The organism is Pseudomonas fluorescens HK44 (genome assembly GCF_000217955.3).
Taxonomy (GTDB): Bacteria; Pseudomonadota; Gammaproteobacteria; order Pseudomonadales; family Pseudomonadaceae; genus Aquipseudomonas; species Aquipseudomonas fluorescens_AQ.
On sequence record NZ_AFOY02000019.1, the window covers coordinates 118,877 to 131,202 of the forward strand.

At 57.8% G+C, this 12,326-nt stretch carries 12 protein-coding genes; 7 read left to right on the top strand and 5 right to left on the bottom strand.

Annotation, left to right across the window (positions count from 1 at the left end):
* Positions 1-271: 271 nt before the first annotated feature.
* Positions 272-1,696 carry an aspartate ammonia-lyase gene (locus tag HK44_RS22980; protein WP_019694323.1) on the bottom strand — a complete coding sequence of 475 codons (1,425 nt, stop codon included), beginning with the start codon at positions 1,694-1,696 and terminating at the stop codon, positions 272-274.
* Positions 1,697-1,876: 180 nt separating this feature from the next.
* Here HK44_RS22980 and HK44_RS22985 point away from each other — a divergent pair, with 180 nt between their 5' ends.
* A complete protein-coding gene (locus tag HK44_RS22985) occupies positions 1,877-2,785 on the top strand; it encodes a LysR substrate-binding domain-containing protein (protein WP_019694322.1) in 909 nt (302 codons plus the stop codon).
* 42 nt (positions 2,786-2,827) lie between these two features.
* On the opposite strand, the gene HK44_RS22990 is transcribed toward HK44_RS22985, so the two are convergent.
* Entirely contained in the window at positions 2,828-3,502 is a 675-nt protein-coding gene (locus HK44_RS22990; RefSeq protein WP_019694321.1) for a hypothetical protein, read from the bottom strand.
* A gap of 385 nt (positions 3,503-3,887) precedes the next feature.
* Positions 3,888-4,595 carry a reprolysin-like metallopeptidase gene (locus tag HK44_RS22995; protein WP_019694320.1) on the bottom strand — a complete coding sequence of 236 codons (708 nt, stop codon included), beginning with the start codon at positions 4,593-4,595 and terminating at the stop codon, positions 3,888-3,890.
* Positions 4,596-5,074: 479 nt separating this feature from the next.
* Between HK44_RS22995 and purE the strand changes: the two genes are divergently transcribed.
* From purE to HK44_RS23015, 4 genes are all read left to right on the top strand, one after another.
* Positions 5,075-5,566: a 5-(carboxyamino)imidazole ribonucleotide mutase gene (purE, locus tag HK44_RS23000; protein ID WP_019694319.1), complete on the top strand. Its 492-nt coding sequence runs from the start codon at positions 5,075-5,077 to the stop codon at positions 5,564-5,566.
* 11 nt (positions 5,567-5,577) lie between these two features.
* Entirely contained in the window at positions 5,578-6,660 is a 1,083-nt protein-coding gene (locus HK44_RS23005) for a 5-(carboxyamino)imidazole ribonucleotide synthase (protein WP_019694318.1), read from the top strand.
* A gap of 111 nt (positions 6,661-6,771) precedes the next feature.
* A complete protein-coding gene (locus HK44_RS23010) occupies positions 6,772-7,020 on the top strand; it encodes a GlsB/YeaQ/YmgE family stress response membrane protein (RefSeq protein WP_019694317.1) in 249 nt (82 codons plus the stop codon).
* 87 nt (positions 7,021-7,107) lie between these two features.
* Positions 7,108-7,644: a DUF3299 domain-containing protein gene (locus HK44_RS23015; RefSeq protein ID WP_019694316.1), complete on the top strand. Its 537-nt coding sequence runs from the start codon at positions 7,108-7,110 to the stop codon at positions 7,642-7,644.
* A 173-nt stretch (positions 7,645-7,817) separates the two neighbouring features.
* Here HK44_RS23015 and HK44_RS23020 read toward each other — a convergent pair whose 3' ends face one another.
* Together HK44_RS23020 and HK44_RS23025 are read right to left on the bottom strand one after the other, a co-directional pair.
* A complete protein-coding gene (locus tag HK44_RS23020) occupies positions 7,818-8,717 on the bottom strand; it encodes a D-hexose-6-phosphate mutarotase (protein ID WP_024265140.1) in 900 nt (299 codons plus the stop codon).
* 73 nt (positions 8,718-8,790) lie between these two features.
* Positions 8,791-9,195, bottom strand: a complete 405-nt coding sequence (locus tag HK44_RS23025; RefSeq protein ID WP_019694314.1) for an acyl-CoA thioesterase — start codon at positions 9,193-9,195, stop codon at positions 8,791-8,793.
* A 365-nt stretch (positions 9,196-9,560) separates the two neighbouring features.
* Here HK44_RS23025 and HK44_RS23030 point away from each other — a divergent pair, with 365 nt between their 5' ends.
* Both HK44_RS23030 and HK44_RS23035 read left to right on the top strand, forming a co-directional pair.
* A complete protein-coding gene (locus tag HK44_RS23030; protein ID WP_019694313.1) occupies positions 9,561-10,859 on the top strand; it encodes an MFS transporter in 1,299 nt (432 codons plus the stop codon).
* Between the two features lie 242 nt (positions 10,860-11,101).
* Entirely contained in the window at positions 11,102-12,106 is a 1,005-nt protein-coding gene (locus HK44_RS23035; protein ID WP_019694312.1) for a phosphate ABC transporter substrate-binding protein PstS, read from the top strand.
* Positions 12,107-12,326 lie beyond the last annotated feature (220 nt).

A 12,326-nucleotide genomic window follows, 5' to 3' on the forward strand; every position in this document is an offset into this window, starting at 1 on the left:
GCACGGTTGTGGTGCGTACGATGAAACGACGCCTTGAAAACACCTGACCTTTTCGAGTCAGGCTCATGGGGGAGCGAGCCTGCCTCGCGATGCCAGACACGCTGCGGTCCATCAGAGCCAACCGCGTTATCGTTCATCGCGAGCAGGCTCGCTCCCACAGGTTCTGCTTTGTTGCCAAAGAGTTAAAAAAAAGGGCCTGGAGAATGATCTCCAGGCCCTCAAAAGGTGAGAGGTGTCTAGTCCCTCGACCTGGTGAGCAGTAACGACAGCGTTAGGCTTTCAGTGGTACCAGACGCGGAGCAATCATGTTTTCCGGGCGCAGGATGTCGGCGAGCATGGCGTCGTCGAGCAAGCCTTCTTCGCGCACCAGTTCCAGCACGCCGCGGCCGCTTTCAAGAGCGATACGGGCGATGCGGGTGGCGTTTTCATAGCCGATGTACGGGTTCAGCGCGGTGACCAGACCGATCGAGTGCTCGACCAGTTCGCGGCAGCGGGCTTCGTTGGCGGTGATGCCGACGATGCAGTGCTCGCGCAGCATGTCCATGGCGCGTTGCAGCAGGCGGATCGAGTCGAAGATCTTGAAGGCGATCAATGGCTCCATCACGTTCAGTTGCAGCTGGCCGCCTTCGGCGGCGATGGTCAGTGCCAGGTCGTTACCGATGATCTGGAAGGCCACCTGGTTAACGGCTTCCGGAATAACCGGGTTGACCTTGCCTGGCATGATCGAGCTGCCTGGCTGACGCGCTGGCAGGTTGATTTCGTTGATGCCGGTGCGTGGGCCGCTGGACAGCAGACGCAAGTCGTTGCAGATCTTCGACAGCTTGACCGCGGTGCGCTTGAGCATGCCGGAGAACAGCACGAAGGCGCCCATGTCGGAAGTGGCTTCGATCAGGTCGGCGGCCGGTACCAGCGGTTGACCGCTGATCAGTGCCAGACGCTCAACGGCCAGGTGCTGGTAGCGCGGGTCGGCGTTGATGCCGGTACCAATCGCGGTGCCCCCCAGGTTCACTTCGGTCAGCAGTTCCGGTGCCAGTGTCTTCAGGCGTGCCAGGTCTTCGCTCAGGGTGGTGGCGAAGGCGCGGAATTCCTGGCCAAGGGTCATCGGCACGGCGTCTTGCAGCTGGGTACGACCCATCTTCAGAACGTGGCTGAATTCTTCACCTTTGGCCGCGAACGACTGGATCAGGCTGTCGAGGCTGGCGAGCAGGGCGTCGTGACCCAACAGCAGACCCAGGCGGATGGCCGTCGGGTAGGCATCGTTGGTCGACTGCGCCATGTTCACGTCGTTGTTCGGGTGCAGGTATTGGTATTCGCCCTTGCTGTGGCCCATGGCCTCCAGCGCGATGTTGGCGATGACTTCGTTGGCATTCATGTTGGTTGAAGTGCCAGCGCCACCTTGAATCATGTCCACCACGAACTCTTCGTGGAAATCGCCGCGGATCAGGCGGGCACAGGCTTCGCTGATGGCAGCGTGCTTGGCGTCGCTCAGGTGACCCAGCTCGCGGTTGGCGTCAGCAGCAGCCTGCTTGACCATTGCCAGACCCACAACCAGCTTCGGGTAATGCGAAATCGGAACGCCGGAGAGACGGAAGTTGTTCACCGCTCGCAGGGTCTGGATGCCGTAATACGCTTGAGCCGGTACTTCGAGTACGCCAAGCAGGTCTTTTTCGGTGCGGAAAGATGCAGCGGAGGACATGATAGAAATCATCTCGATATGGACCCGGTCTGTGCCGGAACGCTGCGAATGCTAGGCTTGTGGGAAATTTTGGGCCAATGCTGTTAAGCACTGCCCTATGCATATTCGGCATAATGCCCGTGTGACGCCGTGTGTACGGCGAACGTGTGACCTAAATTGGTGCGTGTCCGGGAGGACGTGATGAATCTGGAAAGCAAATGGCTGGAGGACTTTAGTGCCCTGGCCGCCACCCGCAGCTTTTCGCAGGCCGCCGAACGGCGCTTTGTGACTCAGCCGGCATTCAGTCGGCGGATCCGCAGCCTGGAAGCCGCATTGGGGCTGACTCTGGTCAATCGCTCGCGAACACCGATCGAACTGACGGCGGCGGGGCAGCTGTTTCTGGTCACGGCGCGTACGGTGGTCGAACAGCTCGGCGAAGTGCTGCGGCATTTGCATCACCTCGAAGGCGGGCAGGGCGAAGTGATGCAAGTCGCTGCCGCTCACTCCCTGGCCCTGGGTTTCTTTCCGCGCTGGATCGCACAGCTGCGCAACGAAGGCCTGAACATCGCCACGCGGCTCGTGGCGACCAACGTGGGCGACGCCGTGCACGCGTTGCGCGAAGGCGGTTGCGATCTGATGCTGGCGTTTTATGACCCGGATGCGGCCATGCAAATGGACCCGGAGATTTTCCCGTCACTGCACCTGGGCGATACCGAAATGCTCCCGGTCTGTGCGGCCGATGCCGACGGCAAACCGCTGTTTGACCTCGAAGGCGAGGCCAGCGTGCCGCTGCTGGCCTACAGCGCCGGGGCTTTTCTCGGGCGTTCGGTGAACATGCTGCTGCGCCAGCGCGCGCTGCGTTTCACCACCATTTATGAAACCGCCATGGCCGACAGCCTGAAAAGCATGGCGCTGGAAGGGCTGGGCATCGCCTGGGTGCCGCAGCTCAGCGTGCGTGCCGAACTGGCGCGCGGTGAGCTGGTGGTCTGTGGCGGCGCGCAATGGCACGTGCCACTGGAGATTCGCCTGTACCGCTGCGCACTGGTGCGCAAGGCGAATGTGCGGTTGTTGTGGCGCAAACTTGAGGGTGGCGCTGCAGCGAGCGCATAAGGTGCCATAGGCGCGAGAGTCATCTCGCGCCTATGGCAAGTTTCAATATCGGCTATCGACATAGTCCTTTATGCGTTTTCTGTTGCCTTCGCTAAAGACGAAACAGTTCGATCGAAGGGGTAAGGGTTCGAACATGAACGTTTCGCACCACCAGCCGTTATAAAACACTTCGCCTTCTTCATGGACGGCATTGAACGTATGTCCCAGTTCATGCCCGATCGCCTGTTTGATGTCGAGCGAAGCAATAGCCGCCGTTCCGGGTTCACTTGCGATACCACCAATACCGCCAAATACCGGACCACCATTAATGAAGTCGTTGGTGATCAACAGTATTCGGTCATTGCTTGATACGGGGAATTCATTGCGGTCATGCCGTAGTTTTTTATACTCCCACGCCAGCTTCTTCCAATCTTCAAGCATGTTACTTTGGTCTTTGGATTTATAGTTGAAGTTGGTGTAAGGAGGTCTGTTTCGATCAAAAATAACCTGAATTTTTCGACCGGTAATGTTCTCGAATTCAGCGGTGAAAGGGCGAATATGATCAGCGTAGGTCGAGCTTCGTTTCGCCGCCGGCACATCATCGTGGAAGATCGCAAAAAGCCGGATGGGATTCGCAGGGTCATCGTTAAGTTTGTCTGGAGTATCGACAGCGTGTGCGCTCAAGTTAATCATGAGTGCGAGGATAAAAGTAATGATTGGTTTTAATGATGCGTACATGGCTTTGTCTCGTAGGGGTATCGCTCTCGGTAAATTTTAAGAGGGCAATGTCAGGTTTTGGTTAGCGATGCTGAAGTAGGTTTGGCATTGCTGAGTGCTATTTTTATATCGAGCATGAGTGTTCGAATGTTACTTCTCCGACACTGTTATTTTTATTGAACCGTTGGGGAAGGCGGTACGTGTTTGACCTTCGAGTGAATAACCAACGCTTCTTGATTTATATCAGCGGGTGACCTGTCGTTTCTGCCCGCAGAAGAGGGCAGGATTCGAGGTGGTCACCGCTCGTCCTGTCGCAAGCTGAAGGAGGGTGCTGCTGGTCTTGCTGCTGAGATGGGTGAAATACAAGTCAATGCCTCTCACCCAGGGATAAATTATTTTGCGGAGGTCAGTCGAATTGACTGAGATAGTTGCGAATATTGTCGCGGTTCTTTTCGCTGAAATGGTAGTAATTACCTCGAACCGGAGAGTTGAGGTCATATTTCATAATCGTGTCATGCCACCAGCCGTTGTAGACGATATCCGAATCTTCATGGGTGGCGCCGAACATATGACCTATTTCGTGAGCAGGCGTCAGGTAGGAATCGATCGTAGCCATTGCGCTCTGACCTCTATTAAAAGCGATTCCCGCGACGCTGCTGTTCATCTTGCTACGAGTGAGTAACAGAAATTTGTCCAGATTAGGATTGAAAGGGAATGTTGTATCCGCTTTCGATTTCAATTCTTTAACCTTATTTTCCCACCCGCGAAGGGCCTCTGCAGCGTTTTCATTTCTGTAGTTGTAATTGGTCATTTTCGGAGTTGTGGATTGAGAGTTGAAAATAACCGTAACCGCGCGGCCGGAGATGTCTTCAAGTTCGGTCTCCAGCCAAGAAAAGTAGTTATCGTAGAGCTTGCCTTTATCGTGATCATCAAGATCGTCGTGGATAAAAACGAGTAAAAGAATGGGCTTTTTGGGGCGGTCAGGTGGCCCATCATTTACCAGCGAACGTTTGTGTCGCACTGGCGTCAGTGCATCATTTTGCGCCACCTCATTATCTTCAATTGTGTCATCTTTCAGATGATCAATGATCTGACTTGCTTTGCCTTTGTTCACGTCATAGTCCTTTATGTACTTCCCGCAGGAGAGGGGTTGGTTGTTGTTTATCTGTGGGTCAACGATGTTTACGGTTGTGGTGATGCGGGGTGTATAGGTTGTGTGGTATTTCTATTTGAGGTTGTAAGTTAAGTTTGGCCGCGTAGCGTGGCAAGTTTCAAGTTGTTCTTTGATGTGTCTGAAGTGTTGTTGGTGTAAGAACTCGGAGCACAAAATAGTTATAGGTTTTTGCGCTATAGAGGCCAGCGCGACTGCCACGGCTAAGCGCTTTATTGGTTGACTTTCGAGTCAGTAATCCGGGCTTTTAGTGATCTATGACAGATGGTCGGCCAAGGGGCTGTTTATCTGCTTCATTGAGGTATACTGCGCGGCCTTCGGCCGGTTTGACTGGCCATAATTCGTACAATCAAGCCACGCATATTGCGTGGCTTGTTGTTTTTTGACGCGCCTGAGGGCGCCCAGAGAGAAGAGGCACGACGATGAGCGCACTGGTTGGCGTGATCATGGGCTCCAAGTCCGATTGGTCCACCCTTAGCCACACCGCCGATATGCTGGAAAAGCTCGGCATCCCTTATGAGGTTAAAGTGGTCTCTGCCCACCGCACCCCGGACCTGCTGTTCCAGTACGCCGAAGAGGCCGAGGCCCGTGGCATCGAGGTGATTATCGCCGGTGCCGGCGGCGCGGCCCACTTGCCTGGCATGTGTGCGGCCAAGACCCACCTGCCGGTGCTGGGCGTGCCGGTCCAGTCGTCGATGCTCTCGGGTGTCGATTCGCTGCTGTCGATCGTGCAGATGCCTGCGGGCATCCCGGTCGCTACCCTGGCCATCGGCAAGGCCGGCGCGATCAACGCAGCCCTGCTCTCGGCGAGTATCCTGGGCGCCAAGCATCCGCAATTCCACGCGGTGCTGAAAACCTTCCGTGCTGAGCAGACAGACAGCGTCCTGGACAATCCAGACCCACGCATCGCCTGAGGTTGTTGACGATGAAGATCGGTGTAATCGGTGGCGGCCAGTTGGGTCGCATGTTGGCCCTGGCAGGTACGCCGCTGGGAATGAACTTCGCTTTTCTGGACCCCGCGCCGGATGCCTGTGCAGCCGCGCTGGGTGAACACCTGCGGGCCGATTACGGCGATCAGGATCACCTGCGTCAGTTGGCCGATGAAGTGGATCTGGTGACCTTCGAGTTCGAAAGCGTCCCGGCGGAAACCGTGGCCTTCCTGTCGCAATTCGTTCCGGTTTACCCGAGTGCCGAAGCGCTGCGCATCGCCCGCGATCGCTGGTTCGAAAAGAGCCTGTTCAAGGACCTGGGCATTCCGACTCCGGCCTTCGCCGATATCCACTCGCAAGCCGACCTGGAGGCAGCGGTAGCCACCATCGGCCTGCCCGCCGTGCTGAAAACCCGCACCCTGGGTTACGACGGCAAGGGCCAGAAAGTCCTGCGTACGCCGGCTGATGTGATTGGTACCTTCGCCGAGCTGGGTAGCGTGGCCTGTTTGCTGGAAGGCTTCGTGCCGTTCACCGGTGAAGTTTCGCTGATTGCCGTGCGCGCTCGCGATGGCGAAACGAAGTTCTATCCGCTGGTCCACAACACCCACGACAGCGGCATTCTCAAGTTGTCCGTGGCCAGCACCGACCACCCGTTGCAAGCCCTGGCCGAGGATTACTCCAGCCGTGTGCTCAAGCAGCTGGATTACGTCGGCGTGATGGCGTTCGAGTTCTTTGAAGTCGACGGTGGCCTCAAGGCCAATGAAATTGCCCCGCGCGTACACAATTCCGGGCACTGGACCACCGAAGGTGCCGAGTGCAGCCAGTTCGAAAACCACCTGCGCGCTGTTGCCGGCCTGCCGTTGGGTTCGACCGCCAAGGTCGGCGAGAGCGCGATGCTCAACTTCATCGGCGTTGTCCCGCCGGTCGAGAAGGTCATCGCCATCGCCGATTGCCATTTGCACCACTACGGCAAGGCGTTCAAGGTCGGCCGCAAGGTCGGTCACGCCAACCTGCGTTGCGCCGACAGGGAGACGCTTGCGCAGCAGATCCTCAAGGTCGAAGCACTGATCGCCGAATAGTTTCATCTGGCAACGACGGAACCTTCGGTCGCCGCCGTTCTCTGATGGCAGGATGCCAAAGTCTGACTAGGCTTTGGCATATCCAGTCCAGTTCATTCAGAGGGAAACGCCATGCACATTATTGGAACCATCTTCATCGGATTGATTGTTGGCCTGCTGGCTCGTTTCCTGAAGCCAGGTGACGACAGCATGGGCTGGATCATGACCATTGTGCTCGGCATCGGCGGTTCGCTGGCGGCCACGTACGGCGGCCAGGCGCTGGGTATCTATCAGGCTGGCCAAGGTGCAGGCTTCATCGGTGCACTGGTGGGTGCGATCATCCTGTTGGTGATCTACGGTCTGATCAAGAAAAACACCTGACTCAAGCGACAAAGCCCTCTCTGCCGCACGGGCGGAGGGGGCTAGAATGCTCGACGACTTACTGACTCCCCTTTGCCGAGCACATTCATGCGCCGTCTTCTGCTGACTCTCCTATTGCTGGGCACTGGCCTGGCTCATGCCGGCGAACTGCCGGAAACCGACTGGCTCGAACTGATGCCCAAGTCGGATCAGAAAGCCCTCGAGGCCATGCCTGAAATCGACCACAACTCGCCCGAAGCCAACGGCACCTTTACCGACAAAGGTGGCTTGAAGCAGAGCAAGGGCTTGCCGGCGGTGATGTATTCGACCAAAACCGTGGCGTCGATGAACGACAAGAACATCCGCATCGGCGGGTATCCCGTGCCGCTGGAAACCGACGCCAAGGGTCGCAGCACGCTGTTCTTCCTGGTGCCGTACCCAGGCGCCTGCATCCACGTGCCGCCACCACCGCCTAACCAGTTGGTGCTGGTGCGCTATCCGAAGGGCTTGAAGCTGGACGATATCTACACACCGCTGTGGGTTACCGGCACGCTGAAGATCGAGAAGGTCAACAACGACCTGGCCGATGCGGCGTATGCGCTGGATGCGGCGAAAGTGCGGGCGGTCAAAGAGTCGGATCTGTAAGGTCTGGAGTTCTGCACAAGACCTGTGGCGAGGGAGCTTGCTCCCGCTGGACTGCGCAGCAGTCCCAACACCAGCAATCGAGTTCTGACAGGCAGAACCCATTGCCTGGTTTTACGACCGCTTCGCGGCCGAGCGGGAGCAAGCTCCCTCGCCACAGTTGATCGTAGTGTTGCTTATAGAGGTTTGCTGGCGATGCTCACACCCAGCGTATGACTCGCCCCCGGTGCCAGGGTCACGACGTCATCCATCACATTCGCCGTTTCGATGCACAGCATGCGCTGCCAGCCGTCGTCGGCCATGTCACTGAATTGCGCTGCCCGCGCGATCCACGGATTCCAGATCACCGCCGAGCGCGAGCCGCTGCCGGTCAGCTCGATACGCCGTTCCCAGGCAGGATCGACGATACTCAATTGTGCCGGTGTATTCAGGTAGATCCGGTCGGTCTCCCCGGCAAAACGCAGGTCGCCGGTTTGAGTGACGGTTTTCCAGTTATCCAGGGTTTCGATGTAGCTCAGCCCGTCCAGGCCTTCAACGTGCACGTTGCGTACGTCGCTGACTGCGAAGTAGCTGTGCAACGCCTGGCTGATGGTGACGGGGGTACTGCCCTGGTTTTGGCTGGTCAGGTTGATATGCAGCTGCTCATCCAGGCGAATGCTCAGTTTCAGATCCACCGTATACGGCCAACCCGGCAAGCCACCTTCGAGGTAGGGCAGGACGAACTCGACCTTCAGGCTTTCGCCTTCGGCTTCAATCGCGCCCAGCTCCCAGTCCATCGCCCGCACCAGCCCATGGGCGGTAGCGGGTTGATCGCTGATGCGCATCGCCTGAACGCTCGGCGGGTTACGGTCCAGATTGCCAAACCACGGCCAGCACACGGGAACGCCTGCACGGATGCTCTTGCCGGTTTTGAACACCGCCTCATCATTGAGCCAGATCAGCGGCGGTTGCCCGGCCAGTTGATAGCTGAGGATGTGCGCACCTTGCTGGGCCACCAGCAATTCGGCCTGACCGTGGCGAATGCGCCAGCAGTTCAGTTCATCCAGTTTCACGGCTTCAACGTTGGGAGTCGGCATGTTGCACATCTCGTTCAGGATCAATGACGTCAATGGACCGTAAAACGGCCGCCGGGTTTAACGCTCGCCCGGTTTAACGAGCTCTGGGCGGAACCGAGCGGGTGCGGCCGCTGCCATCGATGGCGACGAACACAAACACCGCCTCGGTGACTTTACGCCATTCGCTGGACAGCGGATCGTCACTCCAGACCTCGACCATCATCTTGATCGAGCTACGACCGATTTCCGTTGCCTGAGTATAGAAGGACAGCTGCGCGCCCACGGCAACCGGCACCAGGAAGGCCATGCGATCGATCGCCACGGTGGCGACGCGTCCGCCCGCGACCTTGCTGGCCATCGCCGTACCGGCCAAATCCATCTGAGACACCAGCCAGCCGCCGAAAATATCGCCAAAGCCGTTGGTTTCGCGGGGAAGCGCGGTGATTTGCAGGGCCAGATCGCCTTGCGGAATAGGATCTTCTTGTTCGAGCTCTATCATGCCGGGGGTGCCTCTGACCCGTGACTCTTGGAATATGTAGCGGGTGAATAGCCGTCTTGGGAAAAACGATTCAGCCCCGAACATACTACGTTCGTCACGTTTTCCATAAGGCGTGCTAAAGGGAAACTCTGCGAAAGCGGCTGACAAATGCCAACGACGTTTTCGCACAGCAACCCCTTACAAGGTATTGCATGGTTGCGAGTATATCGGTCGGTAGACTCCGAGACGACCATGGGGTTCTCATTTTGACTGCCAAATACCCGCTTTCCTGTGCTTTTTCGAACAATTTGCTATCGTGCCGAACTTGCCCAAGCCCCTGCCAGCGTTGTTGGGGTTGCGTATCCGACTATAAGAGAAGCCCTGCCATGACCACCGCGCCATCGAGCATAGCGACACCTGCGCAACCTGCGCGCCCCTTGACCGGCAACGACTACAAGACACTGTCGCTGTCCGCCTTGGGCGGCGCGCTGGAGTTTTACGATTTCATCATCTTCGTGTTCTTCGCCACGGTCGTCGGCAAGTTGTTCTTCCCGGCGGATATGCCCGAGTGGCTGCGGTTGATGCAGACCTTCGGCATCTTTGCCGCCGGTTACCTGGCGCGGCCACTGGGCGGCATCGTCATGGCGCACTTCGGCGACCTGCTGGGGCGCAAGAAAATGTTCACCCTGAGCATTTTCATGATGGCCGTACCGACACTGATCATGGGCTTGCTGCCGACATACGCGCAGATCGGCATGTGGGCGCCGATCCTGTTGCTGTTGATGCGGGTGATCCAGGGCGCGGCGATTGGCGGTGAAGTGCCGGGGGCCTGGGTATTCGTTTCAGAACACGTGCCGCAGCGGCATATTGGCTACGCCTGCGGCACGCTGACGTGCGGCCTGACCGCCGGCATCCTGCTCGGCTCGCTGGTCGCCACCGCAATCAACAGCATCTACTCCTCCGAACAAGTGACTGATTACGCCTGGCGGATCCCGTTCCTGCTCGGTGGCGTGTTTGGCCTGTTCTCGGTCTACCTGCGCCGTTGGCTGCACGAAACGCCGGTGTTCGCCGAGCTGCAACTGCGCAAGGCGCTGGCAGAAGAAGTGCCGCTGCGTGCGGTACTGCGTGACCATCGCGGCGCCATCGCCATCTCGATGCTGCTGACCTGGCTGCTGTCGGCCGGGGTCATTGTGGTCATTTTGATGACCCCGACCGTGCTGCAAACCATTTATCACTTCTCGGCCACGACTGCGCTACAAGCCAATAGCGTGGCCATCGTGTGCCTGAGCCTGGGTTGTGTGATCTGCGGCGCGCTGGCGGATCGCTTCGGCGCTGGCCGGGTGTTCGTGTTTGGCAGTGCAGCGCTGCTGGCGACGTCCTGGACCTTCTACCACAGCCTGTTCAATCACCCCGACTGGCTATTCCCGCTGTACGCGCTGACCGGCCTGTTCGTCGGCACCATCGGCGCGGTGCCATTCGTGATGGTCAAGGCGTTCCCGGCCGTGGTGCGCTTCAGCGGCCTGTCGTTTTCCTACAACCTGGCCTACGCGATCTTCGGCGGCCTGACCCCGATGGTCGTGACCCTGCTGCTCAAGGAAAGCCCGATGGGGCCTGCCTACTACGTGGCAATCATCTGCAGTATCGGGATTCTGGTGGGGGGTTATCTCTGGAAGAGCAACCGCTAAGCCGACTTCTTCATCGACTGCACTGGCCTCATCGCGAGCAGGCTCGCTTGTACATTGGTTCTGTGTTTAGCGCAGCCCCCCTGTGGGAGCGAGCCTGCTCGCGATGAACGATGACGCGGTATTCCTTCAAAACGCCAAATGCTGGCCTTTCATCTAATTGTCATATTCAGGTCATAGAGTGTTCACACGGCCTGCCGATACTTGGCCCCGACTTAACACACCCTATTTGCTAGGAGTAAGGCATGAAACTGAAGCGTTTGATGGCGGCAATGACGTTTGTCGCTGCTGGCGTTGCAACTGCCAACGCGGTAGCCGCTGGTGTAGACCCGGCCATCCCGGCTTATACGAAAGCCACTGGTGTTTCGGGCAACCTGTCCAGCGTCGGCTCCGATACCCTGGCCAACCTCATGACCCTGTGGGCTGAGAACTACAAAAAAGAATACCCGAACGTAAACATCCAGATTCAGGCCGCTGGCTCCGCCACCGCGCCACCTGCGTTGACTGAAGGCACCTCTAACCTGGGCCCGATGAGCCGCAAGATGAAGGACACCGAACTGGCCGCCTTCGAGCAGAAGTACGGCTACAAGCCAACCGCTATCCCGGTTGCAGTGGATGCCCTGGCCGTGTTCGTGCACAAGGACAACCCGATCCAGCACCTGACCATGGAACAGGTCGACGCGATCTTCTCCTCGACTCGTCTGTGCGGCGCTAAAGAAGAAGTCAAAACCTGGGGCGACCTGGGCGTGAAAGGCGACCTGGCCAACAAGCCGGTTCAACTGTTCGGCCGTAACTCGGTATCCGGCACGTATGGCTACTTCAAAGAAGAAGCCCTGTGCAAAGGCGACTACAAACCAAACGTCAACGAACAACCAGGCTCGGCTTCGGTCGTGCAATCGATCAGCTCTTCGCTGAACGGTATCGGTTACTCGGGCATCGGCTACAAAACTGCCAGCGTGAAGACTGTGGCTCTGGCCAAGAAAGGCAGCACTGACTTCATCGCAGACAGCGAAGAAAACGCCCTGAACGGCAAATACCCGCTGTCGCGTTTCCTCTACGTTTACGTCAACAAAGCCCCGAACAAGCCTCTGGCCCCGCTGGAAGCCGAGTTCGTGAAACTGGTTCTGTCCAAACAGGGCCAGGAAGTTGTCGTGAAAGACGGTTACATCCCACTGCCAGCCAAAGTTGCCGCCAAGGCACTGGCTGACCTGGGTCTGCAAGAAGGCGGCGCTGAAGTCGCAAAAAAGTAACACCGTAGGTCCGGGGTTCGCCCCGGACCCGTAGGAGCAAGGCTTGCCCGCGATGGCGTCGGCACATTCAACAAAGATGTGACCGACAAACCGCAATCGCGAGCAAGCTTAGCTCCTACAAAGGTTGAGGCTTGCTGCGGTGACAACGCCGCTTGCAAGCCTACCTCCCAATTTTCCAGTCCGCTGCCAGTTCACACGGGCGGCGGATTTGTTGCGTCAC

What these genes read in the sequence shown, in the direction of transcription:
- HK44_RS22980 (WP_019694323.1), bottom strand. Translation starts at nt 1,696, where the DNA reads ATGTCCTCCGCTGCATCTTTCCGCACCGAAAAAGACCTGCTTGGCGTA.
- HK44_RS22985 (WP_019694322.1), top strand. Translation starts at nt 1,877, where the DNA reads ATGAATCTGGAAAGCAAATGGCTGGAGGACTTTAGTGCCCTGGCCGCC.
- HK44_RS22990 (WP_019694321.1), bottom strand. Translation starts at nt 3,502, where the DNA reads ATGTACGCATCATTAAAACCAATCATTACTTTTATCCTCGCACTCATG.
- purE (WP_019694319.1), top strand. Translation starts at nt 5,075, where the DNA reads ATGAGCGCACTGGTTGGCGTGATCATGGGCTCCAAGTCCGATTGGTCC.
- HK44_RS23005 (WP_019694318.1), top strand. Translation starts at nt 5,578, where the DNA reads ATGAAGATCGGTGTAATCGGTGGCGGCCAGTTGGGTCGCATGTTGGCC.
- HK44_RS23010 (WP_019694317.1), top strand. Translation starts at nt 6,772, where the DNA reads ATGCACATTATTGGAACCATCTTCATCGGATTGATTGTTGGCCTGCTG.
- HK44_RS23015 (WP_019694316.1), top strand. Translation starts at nt 7,108, where the DNA reads ATGCGCCGTCTTCTGCTGACTCTCCTATTGCTGGGCACTGGCCTGGCT.
- HK44_RS23020 (WP_024265140.1), bottom strand. Translation starts at nt 8,717, where the DNA reads ATGCCGACTCCCAACGTTGAAGCCGTGAAACTGGATGAACTGAACTGC.
- HK44_RS23025 (WP_019694314.1), bottom strand. Translation starts at nt 9,195, where the DNA reads ATGATAGAGCTCGAACAAGAAGATCCTATTCCGCAAGGCGATCTGGCC.
- HK44_RS23030 (WP_019694313.1), top strand. Translation starts at nt 9,561, where the DNA reads ATGACCACCGCGCCATCGAGCATAGCGACACCTGCGCAACCTGCGCGC.
- HK44_RS23035 (WP_019694312.1), top strand. Translation starts at nt 11,102, where the DNA reads ATGAAACTGAAGCGTTTGATGGCGGCAATGACGTTTGTCGCTGCTGGC.